Source organism: Sediminibacterium goheungense, assembly GCF_004361915.1.
GTDB lineage: Bacteria > Bacteroidota > Bacteroidia > Chitinophagales > Chitinophagaceae > Sediminibacterium > Sediminibacterium goheungense.
Window position 1 is genome coordinate 1051939 of the sequence record NZ_SNWP01000010.1, and the last position, 16446, is coordinate 1068384.

At 41.6% G+C, this 16446-nt stretch carries 15 protein-coding genes; 2 read left to right on the plus strand and 13 right to left on the minus strand.

Going from position 1 to position 16446, the window contains the following annotated elements:
- Positions 1–22: 22 nt before the first annotated feature.
- The 11 genes from BC659_RS04495 to BC659_RS04545 form a co-directional block, all read right to left on the minus strand.
- Complete coding sequence (locus BC659_RS04495; RefSeq protein ID WP_133473471.1) at positions 23–784, minus strand: LytR/AlgR family response regulator transcription factor; 762 nt, start codon at positions 782–784, stop codon at positions 23–25.
- Positions 781–1839 (minus strand): sensor histidine kinase, encoded by a 1059-nt coding sequence (locus BC659_RS04500; protein WP_133473472.1) that lies wholly within the window; start codon positions 1837–1839, stop codon positions 781–783. Before BC659_RS04500 ends, BC659_RS04495 begins: the two co-directional genes overlap by 4 nt.
- A gap of 303 nt (positions 1840–2142) precedes the next feature.
- Positions 2143–2520: an ASCH domain-containing protein gene (locus BC659_RS04505; RefSeq protein WP_133473473.1), complete on the minus strand. Its 378-nt coding sequence runs from the start codon at positions 2518–2520 to the stop codon at positions 2143–2145.
- The gene (locus BC659_RS04510) at positions 2517–4016 is read right to left on the minus strand and encodes a hypothetical protein (protein ID WP_133473474.1); all 1500 of its coding nucleotides are present in this window, start codon (positions 4014–4016) and stop codon (positions 2517–2519) included. The genes BC659_RS04505 and BC659_RS04510 overlap by 4 nt, the downstream gene beginning before the upstream one ends.
- A gap of 374 nt (positions 4017–4390) precedes the next feature.
- Positions 4391–4621 (minus strand): DUF6364 family protein, encoded by a 231-nt coding sequence (locus tag BC659_RS04515; protein ID WP_133473475.1) that lies wholly within the window; start codon positions 4619–4621, stop codon positions 4391–4393.
- Positions 4622–4663: 42 nt separating this feature from the next.
- Positions 4664–6046, minus strand: coding sequence for a tRNA uridine-5-carboxymethylaminomethyl(34) synthesis GTPase MnmE (gene mnmE / locus BC659_RS04520; protein WP_133473476.1), 1383 nt, complete (start codon positions 6044–6046; stop codon positions 4664–4666).
- 186 nt (positions 6047–6232) lie between these two features.
- Positions 6233–7063, minus strand: a complete 831-nt coding sequence (locus BC659_RS04525) for an energy transducer TonB (RefSeq protein ID WP_133473477.1) — start codon at positions 7061–7063, stop codon at positions 6233–6235.
- Positions 7064–7291: 228 nt separating this feature from the next.
- Positions 7292–8125: an energy transducer TonB gene (locus BC659_RS04530; protein WP_133473478.1), complete on the minus strand. Its 834-nt coding sequence runs from the start codon at positions 8123–8125 to the stop codon at positions 7292–7294.
- 58 nt (positions 8126–8183) lie between these two features.
- Positions 8184–8741: an ExbD/TolR family protein gene (locus BC659_RS04535; protein ID WP_133473479.1), complete on the minus strand. Its 558-nt coding sequence runs from the start codon at positions 8739–8741 to the stop codon at positions 8184–8186.
- Between the two features lie 57 nt (positions 8742–8798).
- Positions 8799–9446, minus strand: coding sequence for an ExbD/TolR family protein (locus BC659_RS04540; protein ID WP_133473480.1), 648 nt, complete (start codon positions 9444–9446; stop codon positions 8799–8801).
- Positions 9447–9515: 69 nt separating this feature from the next.
- A complete protein-coding gene (locus tag BC659_RS04545) occupies positions 9516–10382 on the minus strand; it encodes a MotA/TolQ/ExbB proton channel family protein (RefSeq protein WP_133473481.1) in 867 nt (288 codons plus the stop codon).
- 344 nt (positions 10383–10726) lie between these two features.
- On the opposite strand from BC659_RS04545, the gene BC659_RS04550 reads away from it, so the two are divergent.
- Positions 10727–13306 (plus strand): zinc-dependent metalloprotease, encoded by a 2580-nt coding sequence (locus BC659_RS04550; protein WP_133473482.1) that lies wholly within the window; start codon positions 10727–10729, stop codon positions 13304–13306.
- A gap of 221 nt (positions 13307–13527) precedes the next feature.
- Positions 13528–14256 (plus strand): ferredoxin--NADP reductase, encoded by a 729-nt coding sequence (locus tag BC659_RS04555; protein WP_133473483.1) that lies wholly within the window; start codon positions 13528–13530, stop codon positions 14254–14256.
- A 62-nt stretch (positions 14257–14318) separates the two neighbouring features.
- Here BC659_RS04555 and BC659_RS04560 read toward each other — a convergent pair whose 3' ends face one another.
- Positions 14319–14702, minus strand: coding sequence for a four helix bundle protein (locus tag BC659_RS04560; protein WP_133473484.1), 384 nt, complete (start codon positions 14700–14702; stop codon positions 14319–14321).
- Positions 14703–14826: 124 nt separating this feature from the next.
- Positions 14827–16290, minus strand: coding sequence for a glycine--tRNA ligase (locus BC659_RS04565; RefSeq protein ID WP_133473485.1), 1464 nt, complete (start codon positions 16288–16290; stop codon positions 14827–14829).
- Positions 16291–16446 lie beyond the last annotated feature (156 nt).

Sequence of the window (16446 nt, forward strand, 5' to 3'; positions counted from 1 at the left end):
ATTTTTTTAGTGAAGCCATTGGCTACAGGCTTCCATATTTATTTTTTAAACGTGCCGACTGCCTGTTCGAAACAGTAAGCCTTTTACCATTCTTCAGCAGAACGGTTAATTGTCCGTTCGGCAAAGCCTGCATTTGACTGATGAAACCGGTATTGATGATTTCCTGTCTGCTGATGCGGAAGAAAAAAGTTGCATCCAGTGTTTGCTCTAATTGGTTCAGCGATTTTTTGATCAATACTTTTTGCTGGTTAAAATAGATTTTTGCATAATTACCTGCCGATTCTATCAGCGAAATCTCATCTGTTTTAATCATGTAATAACGGTCGCCCTCTTTCACAAAAAGATGCTGCATCCCCACCCTTGTACCTTGTTCCCTTGTACCTTGCCCCCTTGTATCTTGTTCTTCTTGTTCTTCGTGTTTCCTTGCAACCTGTTCCTTCACCCTGTTAACCGCCATGGCAAAACGCTCATCGCGTATAGGCTTAACGAGGTAGTCGAGTGCATTGATTTCAAAAGCTTTCACAGCATAGGCATCGAAAGCAGTGGTGAAAATAACAGCAGGTATGGTATCGAGCGATTCCAGTAATTCAAAACCGGATTTGCCGGGCATTTGAATGTCTAATAAAAGCAGGTCGGGTTGCATTTCGGTGATGCGTTGTACTGCTTCATCGGCATCAGCAGCTTCGCCCACCAATTCGAAGTCGGCATGCTGCTGCAGGTGTCTTTTCAGCTCTTCCCTTGCGAGACGTTCATCATCTATTACCAACACTTTTATGCGGTTCATGCTAAGGGTATTTTGAGTGTGGCCAATACGGTATCTGCTGTATGCTGTGTTATCCGGAACGATGCATTGCCATCATACTGCAGTTGCAGCCGCTCCTGTAGGTTTTTTATACCCAGCCCATGGGTGGCAGCCTGTTGTAGTTTACCGGGGTTTTGCACTTCTACCCGCATGCTGTTGCCATCCTGCACTACCCTGATGCTGAGCATACCGCTTTCTTTGCAGTGGGCGATACCATGTTTAATGGCATTCTCTGCCAATACCTGTATACTAAATGGTAGCAGTGGCTGCGACAACAATGCTTCGGCTATGGTAAGGGAGGTTTGTAGTCTTTTTTCTAATCGTATCTGTTCCAGTTCGAGGTAATCTTTTACCATATCCATTTCTTCCTGTAAGGATATGAGGCCGGCTTCTTTCCGGTATAAGGATCTGCGTAACAGGTCAGACAAAAGATCGATGGCCCTGCGGGTGGCTTGTGGATTTTCAACTACCAGTGCTTTGATGCTGTTGAGTGCATTGAAAAAGAAATGCGGGTTCAGCTGTGCCGTGAGGTTATTAAAGGCGGCGTCTTTGGCCATCATACCCAAACGGCTGCTTTCTTTTACCGCATTGATTTCGCGGAGGGCAAAATGATACCCATAATAGGCCAGCAGCCAGATGCTCATGAGGCGCATACCCGTGGCCATTACCACCAGCCATTGCGCCGATAACTGTTCTGTATAACGCATAGAGAAACCCGGCTCAAACCAGTATCGCAGCAGGTAATTTTTAGAAACCGTGAGCCACATAAATGCGGCACCCAGCAATACCACTACCGGCAGCAGCCGCCCTACCAATGGCCGGATGGCCAGTTGATGCCAGCCCCATTGAATAGAAACATTTCTATACAGGTGCGATAAGCCGATATAGATGGAGAGATCGGCCAGAAAATGCAGGATGGCCAGCGTCCAGCTGAAACCCGATCCCAGAAAACCCTGCAGCCCCCAATACAATGCCGCCGCCGACCAGCCCAGCAACTGACATTTCCAGTACAACGATATTTTTGGTAATAGCTTCATGCTTTTGTTTGACAAACAAATTAAACTATTACCAGCTTAAGAAATATTTGTACAGGAACGTGAGGGTTTGGGGGATGGGGGGTTGCTATAGCTTTAATAAGTTTAGGTACTGACTATTTACTGAGCGGTTATAGACAGAGATACTAGAGGCACAAGAGAACCATTAGAGAGTGCTAGTGAAAACATAGTTTTTTGTAATGAATTCACTTTACAGACTAGTGTATAGTATTGGTAATGTCTAATCTGCCTAGATGCAACTATAGGAAAGTTTATGAATTTTTAAAATCAATTCTCATTATATTACTAAGATTGTGGGTAATAAACAAAAGATTGCGGCGGAAGTAAATTATAGTCTGCCCTTAAACATTTTGGTTGTCTATACTTTTTTGCCTTTTTAATTTGTATAGCAAACCCCTCGGTTCGGTTCTCAAAGTATTGGTAAAAATAATCCTCTGTTATTCCTGATAAATCTTGCGTCATTTCCCAAAGACTATCAATATCTTTATTAATAATCCTTTCAATGTCAAACTCCCCAATTACCTGCTGAACTGGTGAAGAAGCATATACAATTACAGTTTTTATTTTAGTGTTTTTAAAAATAGCTTTTCGAAACTCGAACTTCTTAGTTCCGTCAAATATTTTAAATGCGAATTCAGGTTTTATTGATAATACTACTTTCATTTCCCGATTGAATAATTTGCAATTTTAAGAAAATTTTCGCGGCTTATTTCCCTAAATCCTCTTGGCATATCTAATATGTCTTGGATAACTCCATTTTCATTAAGCCACTTCAAGTTAGGTCTTTTTCTAAACGAGTAAGCATAAATAAAGTTTACGATAAAGGGTTTGTCTGTTTTTCTATAATTCCAATGCTCTTTTAATTGCTGGTCTGTGAAAACACTTCTTTTTCTACAAGACTGAATGAAAACGGTTTCGTTTGGAATATTATCAATCACGGATTCTACAATTCCATAAGTTGTAACTACCCCTTGATAAATACCACCTGTTCGATAGAATACGACAATATCCCCCGGTTTTAAGTCCCGCACAAAAGAACGGGAAATATACACCTTACTTAGTGCATTTCGGTGGGGTTCATTTTCTGTAAAATTTATTGGGGATTCAGTTCTCAGAATTGAGTCTGGAAATAATTCAGTATGGTACTGGGGATAAATGGGAACTATATAAATTTTGTTTTGGGATGAAATAAACGGAAATGTTTTTTTAGGTTGCAAGGAATTTATTTCTTGTGCTCTATCAAAATTTTTCACATAAACATTTTCATCGCCAGTTGCAGTGGTTTTGATTCCAAAGTAGTAGAAACCCCATTCTTCAAGTAAAGCAATTAATCTAATTTGTTCTGGTCTTTTATTGAAGATAGTTACATATATTTCTGATACATTATATTGAAGTGCGTTGTCAAATATGATTTTTAAAAATCGTTCTCCAATTTTGAATCCATTACTTGCTACTTTTAGTGTCCCTATTTTTAAACGTTTTTTTCGTTTAAAGTTTGGCTGAATATCTGAATAGTTTTCTGTCTCTTCTTCAACTTTTATGTATAAAAATGCCGAAAGAGCATTATTGCTATAACAGACGTATGCTATTTCATCTGCTTTTTTATTAAACCATCTGTCGAACCCGTCATAATCTTCCCTAAAACTGTCAAAAAAAGTGTCTTGCACATTAACTTGTCCAAAATCGACTTTCTTAACTGCCAGAACTTTATAATCAACCAAACTAGGGTTTTCTGCAGTTACCTTTTCAAGGAACTGGTCAATTTTGAAAACTTTTTCTGATATCCCAAGCAGTAAAGCTTTTGTGTGAATTTTTTTATCTTCTGATATTAAAATGTCAACTCTTTCAGAAAACACTTCATTAAGTATTCTTGTGTCATTTATATCGTTTGCTACAGTGTCAATTTGCTTACTAACTTGTTCGATAATTTGGCTTGTTGGAGCAAGGTTTCTAATTAAGTTATAGCTAGCGATTTTTATTGCCATTGTGGCGACCGTTTGTGGATCTTTATTACGATTAAGTTCTTCAATTGTTACGGGATGTATGAATTTTTCATACTTAAGTTTGTCAAGCCAATTAAACAATATGCCAATATCCTGATTGATGATTTTGGAAGCTTCTCTATGGATAATTATGTTGGTGTCAAGTAAAACTTTCATTCAGTTAGTTTAATGATGCAAGGTGTCAATAACATAATTCACGACTACTAAAGTTTCGGAACAACGCGTTAATAACCTTCACCAATCAACCCAAAAAAATGGTGCATAGGAGAAAGTATTTATTGAATTTCTTGAAACAACAGTTTACACAAAACTGTCACTGGGGGGAATAGTAAGATAGAAAGAAAAAATGAAATATGCAAATTTATGCTAACATATTTAAGTGGGGGTTCCAGGGCTGGTTTAATAAATGATAAGTACTTTTCTTGAAGTTCCTTGCTATGTGTGGCGTAATGGCTGGTACTCAAGCATCAAATTCTTCCAGGAAATCTTCAGGTATGTACACCGCTAAGACAGGGATGCTCTTTAGTTGCCTATGTTTTATCCTTGTAATACAAATCTTTCAAATCGGCACGCATATTTACCTTTGCGGGAGTTTCCAGCTTATTTACCATGTCAATAATATTCTTCCTCTTTGCGGGCCTGGCAACAGTTTTAAAATAATGCTCCACCAGTTCAGAAATACTGGTTCCCCTCTTCAGGGCATAAGTCTTCATGTTTTTAAGCAGGGCATTATCTATAATAAGGTTTAATCTCGTTTTCATGGAACAAAGATGTGCATATTTTATAATTATGCGCATATCTTGTTATTTCCCAATACAAAACTTACTAAATATAAAATCCAGCTGATCCTCATTGGTAATTTCACCGGTTATGAGGCCGAGGTAGTGCAGGCATTGGCGTATGTCGAGGGCCAGCAGGTCGCCGGGTACCTGATCATGCATACCATTGCGTACATCGGTTAATGATTGGGAGAGTTTTAATAAGGCATCGTAATGGCGGGCATTGGTTACAATGGTGGCTTCGGTATTTACATCGCCACTGATGGCTTTTTGCGTGAGGGCCTGTTTCAGCACATCTATACCGGTATGGGTTTTGGCTGAGATACTGATGGCGTATGGCATATGGGTAATGGCCTGGATGCTGCCGAGCTTGGCCGTATCGGTTTTATTGGCCACGAGCAGGTATTGTATGTTTTTTTCTTTCAGGGTTTGTTCAAATGCCTTCAATTCTTCTGCCGTAGTTTCATTTACATCAAAGAGGTACAACACAATATCTGAGGCATTCATTTTTTCCAGGCTCTTCGCTACTCCTATCTGCTCAATAATATCAGCCGTATGTTCACGAATACCCGCTGTATCTACCAGGCGAAACAGAATGCCATTGATATTAATCACTTCTTCAATCGTATCTCTTGTGGTTCCGGCTATATCACTTACAATGGCGCGGTTTTCATTCAGTAATGCATTGAGTAAAGTAGATTTTCCTGCATTGGGTTTACCGATAATGGCTACCTGCACCCCATTGCGTATTACATTACCCAATGAAAAAGATCGTATCAACTGTTGTATCGATCCATCCAGTTCATCGATCAGTTGTTTCAACGCAGTACGATCTGCAAACTCCACATCTTCCTGCGAAAAATCGAGTTCCAGTTCTATCATCGCCGAAAAACGAATGAGCTGCTCGCGCAGTTGTTTCAGGTCAGATGAAAAGCCACCACGCATATTATGCAGTGCTGTTTTTCTGCTGGCTTCTGTATTACTCGCAATCAGATCGGCCACCGATTCGGCCTGTGCCAGATCTAACTTACCATTCAGGAAAGCTCTTTGTGTAAACTCACCGGGTTTGGCTAGTCTTGCCCCTTTTTTGGTAATCGCACGAATTACCTGCTCCTGTATAAACGGTGAACCATGACAGCTGATCTCAATCACATCTTCACCTGTATATGAACGCGGACCTTTAAACAGCGATAATACTACTTCATCCAATACCTGATCATCTTCTTTCAGATAACCCACCTGTATGGTATGTGAAGCTTGTGCCGTTAAATCTTTAGAAGGAAATAGCTGATTCAGAATATGAAAACTTTCTTTCCCACTTACCCTGATCACCCCAATCGCCCCAATACCCTGTGGTGTAGCCAGTGCCACAATGGTATCATCCCAACCAGATAAGTGAATAGACATGTTGTTTCTTATTTCCGCAAAGATAGAGAATCGTGAATTGTCAATTGTCAATTGTGAATGGTGAAGAAAGGTGAGTAGTGAGTAGTCAGTAGTGAGTAAAGAAAAGTGAGTAATTTGACGGGCTACATTCAGCACTGACTAGTGACTACTGACTACTAACTACTGACTACTCACTACTCACTCCCCTCACTGCTCGGTAACTTTGAACGTGATCATCTGTTTGTGTCTGTACACTACGGGACGGCCGTTTTGGTTGGCGGGGATCCATTTGGGGCCTCTTTTGATCACACGGATGGCTTCATCTTTGGTGCCATAGCCGGGATCGTTTTCTGCTTTTACATCACTTACCTTCCCTTCTGTATCTACCACAAATGAAACGGTTACGGTATATACACCTGTAGGTGCGCCATTTTCTGTTGGCAGATCACTGTTCAGGTTACGTTCCAGAAAACGTTGCCATTCTTTGATACCACCGGGAAATTCTGCTGCGATTTGTACAGATTTAAAGTCTTCATCTAATTCATTTTCTTTTGACTTTATGCCTTTAGTAACACCTGTAGTTAACTCAACAGGTGGCTCAACAATACCTATATCAGCAGTGCCTTCTATTTTTTGTAAACCGATTTTCACATCATTATACACTTCTACTTCCTGCATAACATCATCTTCTTTTACCATTTCATCCTGAACAATTTTTGGTGGTGTTAATACTTCTGTTGCAGTTTGTGGTTCTTCTACTTTTGGTTCCGGTGGTTTTACTTCTTCAACAGGTGGTTGCTCTTCAATATTGGTAAGTTCAATTTCAGGGCCTACATAAGCAAGATTATCTTTTTTGCTTTTTGCATTGGCAAGAATAGAACCTACGGTAAACAATAAACAGAGCAGGAACATGGCTGATAGTGCATACTTCATGCGTTTGTTATACATCACACGCAATTCATAAGCACCATAATCTTTGTTTCGATTGGCGAATAATATCTCTAAGATATCATTACGCTGGTTGAATTTTTTTTCCATAGCGTTTCGTTTTTAATGAGACGCCGGGGGGAGAAAATTCCATATGGAGAGGAAGAGTGAGTAAAGAAAAGTGAGTAGTCAGTAGTGAGTAAAAAAAACGAGTAATTTAGCGGGCTATATTCAGCACTGACTACTGACTACTGACTACTGACTACTGACTACTCACTACTCACAAAAAAGCCACCCCGATACACAGAGTGGCTTTTGAAAATTTATCAGGAAAAGAGATTACTCTTCTGATACCATGAAAGTGATACTTTGTTTGTGACGATAGATCACCTGACGTCCGTTCTGAACGGCTGGTTTCCAGTTGGGACCACGTTTGATAACGCGTACCGCTTCGTCTTTTGTACCATAACCGGGATCATTCTCAGCTTTTACTTCACTGATACCACCGTTTTTATCAACGATGAATGATACGATTACAGTGTATTTACCCGGAGGTGCACCATTTTCAACAGGTAAGTCTCTGTTCAGGTTACGTTCCAGGTATTTGGTCCAGGCAGGAATACCACCGGGGAATTCCGCAGGAATCTGTACTACGGTAAATACTTTATCGTAGTCTTCTTCCTGTTTAGGTGCTTCTACAACGCCGGTACCTTTGGCTTCCACGGGTGGAGCAACGATACCTTCGTCTTTAATACCTTCCTGGTTAATGGTACCAATTTTGGTATCTTCCAGTTTCTCCACTTCCTTGATTTCCTCTTCGGGTTTCACTTCTTCATCCTTCACAATTTTGGGAGGGGTGAATTTGGTGATCTCCACTTTCGGAGGCTCTTGTTTAGGTGGTGGAGGCGGAGGTGGTGGCTCAGGTTTTTTCTCTTCCTTCTGAACATCCTGTAACTGCACATCTTCAACCAGGATCTGCGTTTTATTTTTGTCAGAGGAATTGGCAATCAATGAACCTACCAGAAAAAGCAGGCACACCACTACAGTTCCTATGATAGCGTAAGTAATACGCTTGTTATAGGTTCTGCGGAGTTGGTACGCACCGTACTCTTTGTTTCTACCCTCGAATACGATATCGAGGATATCCGCGGTTAATATTTTATTTACGTCCATTGTTAGGTCTTTAAAATGTATGATTCATTTGCGGGTATTTTCCATACCGAAAAGTCAATTAATTTGAACCTGCTCCTCCGGCAGCACCGGCGGCATCAGATAACTTAACCAATTGTTCTTCGACAGGAGAAATATCCACGAGCGCATAGCGCTTTAACACATTGATAGTCATTTCATCCAGAATATCCACCACATTTCTGTAAGTGCTCTCAGATGAAGGCTTCAATACCACTACCAGGTCTTTCTCGTTGGTACGTGCTTTTTTCTCGAGCAGTACGGTACGGATTTCCTTGAAGTTGGATGATTTGAAGTTAGAACCATCTGGTGCCAGCTGACCCTCATAGTAGAAGACATTATTGTCTTTTCCCAGGAGGAGTGTGATAACACCTGATTCTTTTGCCTTATTCTGATCCTCCGGATTTTCAGCATCTTTTGGTAAAAAGAGCTTCATAGCCGTAGGTTGACTCATCGTTGTGGTGAAGATAAAGAATGTGATGAGCAGGAAGCCCAGGTCAACCATGGGCGTCAGGTCTACACGGGTAGATAATTTCTTCCCTTTCTTGACCCCGGGGCCCTTTTTGTGGCCCCCGCCACTCGAGGTATCCATTTCTGCCATAACGGTAGAATTTAGTTTTCGTGAGTAATTTGTTTACTTACTACTGATCAACAGTATTTATTCTTCTCTTTTCTCTCCGGCCATGGTTTTCTTCCATAACTCGGTACCGGTTGGAACACTTTCAGGATTGGTGATCATCTGGAACTTCAGCTGATCTGTTTTCTTGAAAGCATCGATCACAGCTTTGAAAGCCGGATACTTGGCAGCATTATCGCCTTTTACCAGCAGGTTGATTTTACTTCCCAGGTAAGCATCTGTAATGGCTCTCATCCAGGTAACCATCTGGTTATCGGTTGAGTCTAATACAGGGATACCAGGTAATTTATCGCCCTTACGCTGATCTTCAGCTAATGCGAGAAAAGATGCCATTTGTCCGAAGGGTGCACCAAAGAAACCTGCTTTTTTAAATGCAGCAACATTCATATTCAGGTTCAGCTGGCTATTCAAAGCATTACACACCGCTTCTTTCTTTTGTTCTTCATCCATCGTAATAAATACCTTGCCATCCTTGTCGATCGTAATCATTACAATGTCTTTATCGGGGGCCACTTTTGCTGCCACTGAATTCGGAGTGGTTACAGCAATGGCTTCAGCCGGCTTAAACTTTGTAGTTAAGATAAAGAACGACAACAGGAGAAAGGCCACATCGCACATGGCAGTCATGTCGATATTGGTACTTTTACGAGGTAATTTGGCTCTTCCCATTGTTATTTATTTATTGCATTCACTAATTAAGATTCAAAACTTTTCAATTTCCATACAAACAATCAACGATTATTTGTAGTTAGCAGCAAAGCTTTGAGTTAAAGTGAATCCAGACTCGTCGATACCATACGTGATTGCATCGATACGAGTGGTAAATACGTTATACATTACGATCGCAATCGCAGAAGTACCGATACCAAGGGCTGTATTGTACAGGGCCTCAGAGATACCTTGAGAAAGTTCGCGGGCAGCTTCTCCACCACCTTCATCACCGAGTTTAGAGAATGAACGGATCATACCCAATACGGTACCGAACAGACCCAACAGGGTTGCTACAGAAGCGATGGTTGAAAGGAATACGAGGTTTTTCTCCAGCATAGGCAGTTCCAGTGCAGTAGCTTCTTCGATTTCTTTCTGGATATTCAATACTTTCTGCTCAGTAGCCAGTTCAGTATTGGTGATCATTTCTTTATACTTACGCAGACCTGCTTTCATTACATTACCTACAGATCCTTTTTGTTTGTCGCACTCAGCCAAAGCCTTATCAACATCTTTATTAGCCAGGTGGAACTGTACTTTGCGGATGAACTCAGCAATGTTACCAGCACCAGTTGCTTTAGATACAGTTAATAATCTTTCAATACTAAAAGTAACAGCAGTTAAGAAAGTACCAATCAGGATAGGTACTACGATACCACCTTCATACATTTTGGTAAATGTACCTTTAGGACCCTGGTGTGCTGGCCAGAACCAATGGCTTGGATCGGGATCAGGAGTAGTAAAATTGCCTGCGCTTCCTAAAACTACGCGCCAGATAAAATAACCGCCCAGGATACATAAGATGGGGGCAAGTGTTGCAACTAAATTACTGCTCTTCTTAGGTTGAACAGACGTGGCGCTCTTTGCAGCCGTTGCAGTTGGTTTTGTCTCAGCCATGATTCGATTGATTTTTGTTTTTTTAAAATAACTGGTTGATTTAAAAAATTATCCTCGCAATGCTAATGAAAAATGTAATTCACAGGTCAAACATTGTTTCAAAAGTCTGAAAGGGGTTACAAAATAGGTATTTTCCTGAAAGCGGCAAATTTGATTCGGCAAAAACCCGCAAAGCTTTGCGTATTCAGGAATGGGCAAGATAAGGGGTTTATCAGAACCTCGCTCACCTTTTCACCGACCCAAATTAAAGATTTTACCTTTCATCCAACACTATCAGAAAAAAAATTGTTGATTAATTTACGATGCTATCTTTAACGATTATTCAAAACCATTTAACTGAAACAATGAGAAATTATTTTATCGCAGCAGCTTTGCTGGCTTCTACTGTGTCGGTTGCCCAAACCAGAGACACATCCAGACCCGCAGGTACCCCGCAGATAAGTAATCTTGGCGGGGGGTTCCCCGGCGCAGGTGGCGCAGCCCGAAGCGGACCAAGAGCTTACAGGGACGTAATTACCAATAAAGCCATTTCACAAAAAGGAATGGTGACTGTACACAAAGTAGAAGACAAATACTATTTTGAAGTACCTAATTCTATCTTAGGCCGTGAAATTCTTGCAGTTACACGTTACGTTAAAGTACCTGCTATTTCCGGCAACGGTCGGGGTGCCTATGGTGGCGAAGTAGCCAACCAGCAGACACTGGCATTTGAGAAAGGCCCTAACAGCAATATCTTCCTCCGTACCATCACGCTGATTAACGCAGCAGATCCGAAAGATGATATCTATAAAGCCGTTACCAATTCTAACCTGAACGCCATTGCAGCCGCTTTCCCGATTGCAGCCTATGGTAAAGACAGTGCTTCTGTGGTACTGGATGTTACCGACTATTTTAAAGGTGATAACCAGGTTGTAAGCATCAATGCCAATATCAAACGTTCTTTAGGTCTGGGACCTATCTCAGCCGACAGATCTTATATTCAGAAAATCAGCACCTACCCTATTAATACCGAAATCAGAACGGTGAAAACCTTTACCGCTGGTGGTGGTGGCGCAGCGATTGTAATTGGCGGCGGCGGCGGTGGAGCCAATATACCAGCTGCCAACGCTGCAGGTGCCGTAACCATTGAGCTCAATACTTCTATGCTATTGCTGCCTGAAAAACCAATGACACCCAGAATCGCAGACAAACGCGTTGGTTTCTTCACAGACGACTACGTGCTCTTTGGCGATAATCAGCAAAAAGTAGAAAACAAAGAATTTGCTGTTCGCTGGAGACTCGAACCAAAAGACGAAGATGTTGAAAAATGGAAAAGAGGTGAACTCGTTGAGCCTAAAAAACCCATCATCTACTATATCGATCCGGCTACACCAAAAGTGTGGAGAAAACACCTGATCCTCGGGATCAACGACTGGCAGAAAGCTTTTGAAAAAGCCGGTTTCAAAAATGCCATCATGGGTAAAGAGTGGCCTGAAAACGACACTACCATGAGCCTGGAAGATGCCCGCTATTCTGTAGTACGCTATTTCGCTTCTCCTACCGAGAATGCCTATGGACCCAATGTACACGATCCCAGAAGTGGTGAAATTCTTGAAAGCCATATCGGCTGGTACCATAACGTTATGAAACTGGTACACGACTGGTACATGATTCAAACCGCCGCTACAGACCCACGTGCACGCAAAATGAAGTTTGATGATGACCTGATGGGCGATCTGATCCGTTTTGTATCCTCACATGAAGTAGGTCATACCCTCGGTCTGCGCCATAACATGGGTAGCAGCAGCAAAACACCGGTTGAAAAACTGCGTGATAAAGCATGGGTTGAAGCCAATGGACATACCGCTTCTATCATGGACTATGCACGTTTTAACTATGTAGCACAGCCTGAAGATAATATTACCAAAGACGGTTTATATCCACGTATTGGCGAGTATGATGCATGGGCCATGCGTTGGGGTTATGGTTATATTCCTGGTGCTACAGAAGAAGAAGTAAAAAAGAACAGCAACAAGCTCGTTACAGAAACCCTGAAAGCCAATCCACGTACCTGGTTTGGTACTTATGAATCAGGTAACCAGAGCGATCCAAGAAGCCAGAGCGAAGACCTGAGTGATAATGCCGTAAAAGCCAGCGATTATGGTATTAAAAACCTCCAGCGTATTCTCGCCAATCTGGTAGAATGGACCAAAGAAGAAGGCGACCAGAATGAAAATATCGCCACTATGTATGGTCAGTTATTGGGTCAGTACCGTCGTTATTACGGACATGTTGCACGTAATATCGGAGGTGTATATGAAACCTTTAAAGTGGCAGAACAGGATGAGCCTGTATATGAGCCCACACCAAAAGCTATGCAGCGTGATGCATTGGCTTATATGAACCGTCAGGTATTCCAGACACCAAAATGGCTGATCGACAAAAAAATCTGGGATAAAATCAACGCACCTGGTACAGCCGATCCCCTGGCATCTGCACAGGAAGGCGCACTTGCTACCTTATTAACCCTCGACAGGTTAAACCGTATGCAGTATGCAGCTGAGCGTTTTGGTGCTGATAAAGCCTACAGCGCTATCGAAATGATGAATGACCTGCAGACTGACCTGTTCAGCGAGCTGAAATCAAATAAAGCCATTGACAACTATCGCAGAATGTTGCAGAAGAGCTATGTGGAGAAACTGAATAACCTGCTGAACCCAGCATCAAATAATGCTACTACCATTATTCTTGGTGGAGGTGGTTTCACCAATCCATACGCTTCTGGTGCCAACAGCCGTAGTGATGTTTACAGTATTGCCCGCGCACAACTTACACAGTTACGTGCCCAGGTAAATGCTGCTGCAGCTACCAACAGCGACAGAATGAGCAAGATCCACTTACAGGATCTCGCAGAAAAAATCAAAAGAGCATTAGATCCTAAATAAAACAGGATTTACCTCTGTTAAAAAGGCGCAGTAAATATTTACTGCGCCTTTTTTAATTTGGAAATTTTTTAATTTGGAAATTTGGAAATGAAAATATTGCTGATGATCTGATAGAGTATCTACGGTAATTAAAAACAACGCAGTTGTTTCATTCTTCACATTTCCAAATTTCCAAATTGTCTCATTTTCAAATTATCCTTACATTGTGTAAAACCATCCATATGCTTGAACCATGGCGCACAGGTAAGGTCATCAGGATTGAAGACGCTACCGATTCTACACGTCGTTTCTGGATCGAGATCCCGGAATTGGCTTCTTTTGATTTTAAGCCTGGTCAGTTTGTAACACTTGACCTTCCTATTCATGAGAAAAAAAACAAACGCTGGCGCAGTTATTCCATCGCCTCTGCACCGGATGGTACCAATATTATTGAGCTGGTTATCGTATTACTCGAAGACGGTGCAGGCACCAATTATTTATTCAAAGAAGTACAGGTAGGTACAGAACTTACACTTCGTGGTCCGCAGGGTGTTTTTACCTTACCTGAAATCATAGAAAAAGATTTATTCCTAATCTGCACCGGCACAGGCATTGCGCCATTTCGCTCAATGGCGCACTATATTCACCAACATAAAATTCCACACCAGGAAATTCATATCATTTTTGGCTGCAGAAAGCATGGTGATTGTCTATATGGGCCTGAATTAAAACAACTGGAAAAAGACATGCCCGGCTTCTATTACCATCCGGTTTTTTCGCGCGAAGATGCAGTACCGGAAGGCGCTTATACCGGTTATGTACACGGTGTGTATGAAGAACTGCTACGCATCCATAAAAAGCCCGTTCATTTTTTCCTCTGCGGATGGAAGAACATGATCGACGAAGCCAAACAACGCATCATCGCTATGGGATATGAGAAGAAAGATATTCACCTGGAGCTGTATGGGTGAGGGAACAGAGAAATAAGAAATAAGGAATAAGGAATAAGGAATAAGGAATAAGGAATAAGAAATTAGGGATGAGACGATTTACGGGTATTATTCTTTTTAGCAGTGTCAATACTTTTGAGGAATATAAATACGAGTTCTGAACATTCCTGTCTTAGTGTTGACAGATTAATTGGAATTTTCCAGTTCAATTTTTCTATAATAGCCAGACAATTTCTTGTTTCGCGCAATTCTTTGAGTGCGACTTTCATCTTATGAATGAAGTCTGTTCGTGATTCCGCTGATTGAGCCTCTCCATAATGTAAAGCCGGGGCTGATCCACTTCTGGTCAATTGTCCTCCCAAATGATTTCCAGCAAATGTCCTTGGAAGTTTCTCTGCTGCCTGAATACAACTAACTGCAAATTGAATCAACCTGTCTTCAAGATCAAACTTATATCTGGTTTCCATATAACTGATTTATCATACAAATTTCAACCTCATACCCACAAAAAAATAGCGTATTTATACGGTGTACAAATACGCTACTCATATTACTTTCTTATTCCTTATTTCCTATTCCTTATTCCTCTGTTTACAATGCCTCCATTACAATTCTCCGTACTTCTTTCATCGCAACTCGCTCCTGCACCATGCTGTCTCTATGGCGGATGGTTACGGTGCCGTCTTCTTTGGTTTGGTGGTCGATGGTTACACAGAAAGGAGTGCCGATGGCATCCTGCCGGCGGTAACGTTTACCGATGGCATCTTTTTCTTCGTAGAAACATTTGAAATGCGGTTTGCATTCATTCAATAATTCTTTGGCTATTTCAGGTAATCCCTCTTTTTTCATCAGGGGAAGAATCGCCAGTTTATTGGGTGCAATCTTTGCAGGAATACGCATTACCACACGGCTGTCTGTTGAACCATCTTCTTTGGTAATGGTTTCCTCATCATAAGCATGGCTCATTACCAGCAGGAACATACGATCGAGACCAATAGAGGTTTCTACTACATACGGAATATAATTGCCATAAGGCTTACCTGTTGCCGGATCAATATCAGCATCAAAATACTGTTGCTTTTTCTTACTGTATTCCTGATGACTCTTCAGGTCAAAATCCGTTCTGCTATGAATACCTTCCACTTCTTTAAAACCAAAAGGAAATTCATATTCAATATCCAGTGCCGCATCTGCATAATGCGCCAGTTTTACGTGGTCGTGGTAACGATATTTTTCTGCGGGTATACCCAGACTGGTATGCCATTTCATCCGCTCTTCTTTCCAGAAGTTATACCATTCCATCTGGGTACCGGGGCGTACAAAAAACTGCATTTCCATCTGTTCAAACTCACGCATACGGAAAATAAACTGACGGGCCACAATCTCATTTCGGAATGCCTTACCGGTTTGTGCAATACCAAAAGGTATTTTCATCCTGGCTGTTTTCTGCACATTGAGGAAGTTTACAAAAATACCCTGTGCCGTTTCCGGCCTCAGGTAAATGGTATCCGCATCTTCCGCTACAGAACCCAGCTGGGTAGAGAACATGAGGTTAAACTGGCGTATATCTGTCCAGTTAGCCGTACCACTTACACTACACACAATTTTATGGTCGTTCATCAGTTGTTTCAGGCCTGCAAAATCTTCTGCTGCCAGCAACTGATCCATCGATGCCAGCAATGCATCTGCACCGGCTGCATCGCCGTTTTCTCTTAACTGATCAGCTTTTGCTTCCAGCAAATGATCTACCCGGTATCTTTTTTTACTGTCTTTATTGTCGATCATCGGGTCACTGAAATTGTCTACGTGACCGCTTGCTTTCCAGGTGGTGGGGTGCATAAAAATAGCCGCGTCGATACCCACGATATTGTCGTGCATCTGTGTCATGCTTCTCCACCAGTAATCGCGGATATTCTTCTTCAGCTCTGCCCCGTACGGACCGTAATCATATACCGCACTTAACCCATCATAAATTTCACTACTGGGAAATACAAATCCATACTCTTTGGCATGCGAAATAATAGCCTGGAAACGATTGTCTTGTTGTATGCTCATAACGGAGCAAAAGTAAGAGATTTTAGGGGAAGCTGTGAGCCCCGAGCTATGAGCGTTGAGCTGTAAAATTTCATTATCTATTTTAATTCATCATCAGATTTCCCTTAAACCACCATCAAGCTCAAGGCCTGCAGCTCATAGCTCACAGCCTCCCTG

Coding starts and splice junctions, on each gene's coding strand:
- BC659_RS04555 (WP_133473483.1), top strand. CDS start 13,528: ATGCTTGAACCATGGCGCACAGGTAAGGTCATCAGGATTGAAGACGCT.
- BC659_RS04505 (WP_133473473.1), bottom strand. CDS start 2,520: ATGAAAGTAGTATTATCAATAAAACCTGAATTCGCATTTAAAATATTT.
- BC659_RS04535 (WP_133473479.1), bottom strand. CDS start 8,741: ATGGCAGAAATGGATACCTCGAGTGGCGGGGGCCACAAAAAGGGCCCC.
- BC659_RS04495 (WP_133473471.1), bottom strand. CDS start 784: ATGAACCGCATAAAAGTGTTGGTAATAGATGATGAACGTCTCGCAAGG.
- mnmE (WP_133473476.1), bottom strand. CDS start 6,046: ATGTCTATTCACTTATCTGGTTGGGATGATACCATTGTGGCACTGGCT.
- BC659_RS04515 (WP_133473475.1), bottom strand. CDS start 4,621: ATGAAAACGAGATTAAACCTTATTATAGATAATGCCCTGCTTAAAAAC.
- BC659_RS04500 (WP_133473472.1), bottom strand. CDS start 1,839: ATGAAGCTATTACCAAAAATATCGTTGTACTGGAAATGTCAGTTGCTG.
- BC659_RS04560 (WP_133473484.1), bottom strand. CDS start 14,702: ATGGAAACCAGATATAAGTTTGATCTTGAAGACAGGTTGATTCAATTT.
- BC659_RS04530 (WP_133473478.1), bottom strand. CDS start 8,125: ATGGACGTAAATAAAATATTAACCGCGGATATCCTCGATATCGTATTC.
- BC659_RS04565 (WP_133473485.1), bottom strand. CDS start 16,290: ATGAGCATACAACAAGACAATCGTTTCCAGGCTATTATTTCGCATGCC.
- BC659_RS04525 (WP_133473477.1), bottom strand. CDS start 7,063: ATGGAAAAAAAATTCAACCAGCGTAATGATATCTTAGAGATATTATTC.
- BC659_RS04545 (WP_133473481.1), bottom strand. CDS start 10,382: ATGGCTGAGACAAAACCAACTGCAACGGCTGCAAAGAGCGCCACGTCT.
- BC659_RS04510 (WP_133473474.1), bottom strand. CDS start 4,016: ATGAAAGTTTTACTTGACACCAACATAATTATCCATAGAGAAGCTTCC.
- BC659_RS04550 (WP_133473482.1), top strand. CDS start 10,727: ATGAGAAATTATTTTATCGCAGCAGCTTTGCTGGCTTCTACTGTGTCG.
- BC659_RS04540 (WP_133473480.1), bottom strand. CDS start 9,446: ATGGGAAGAGCCAAATTACCTCGTAAAAGTACCAATATCGACATGACT.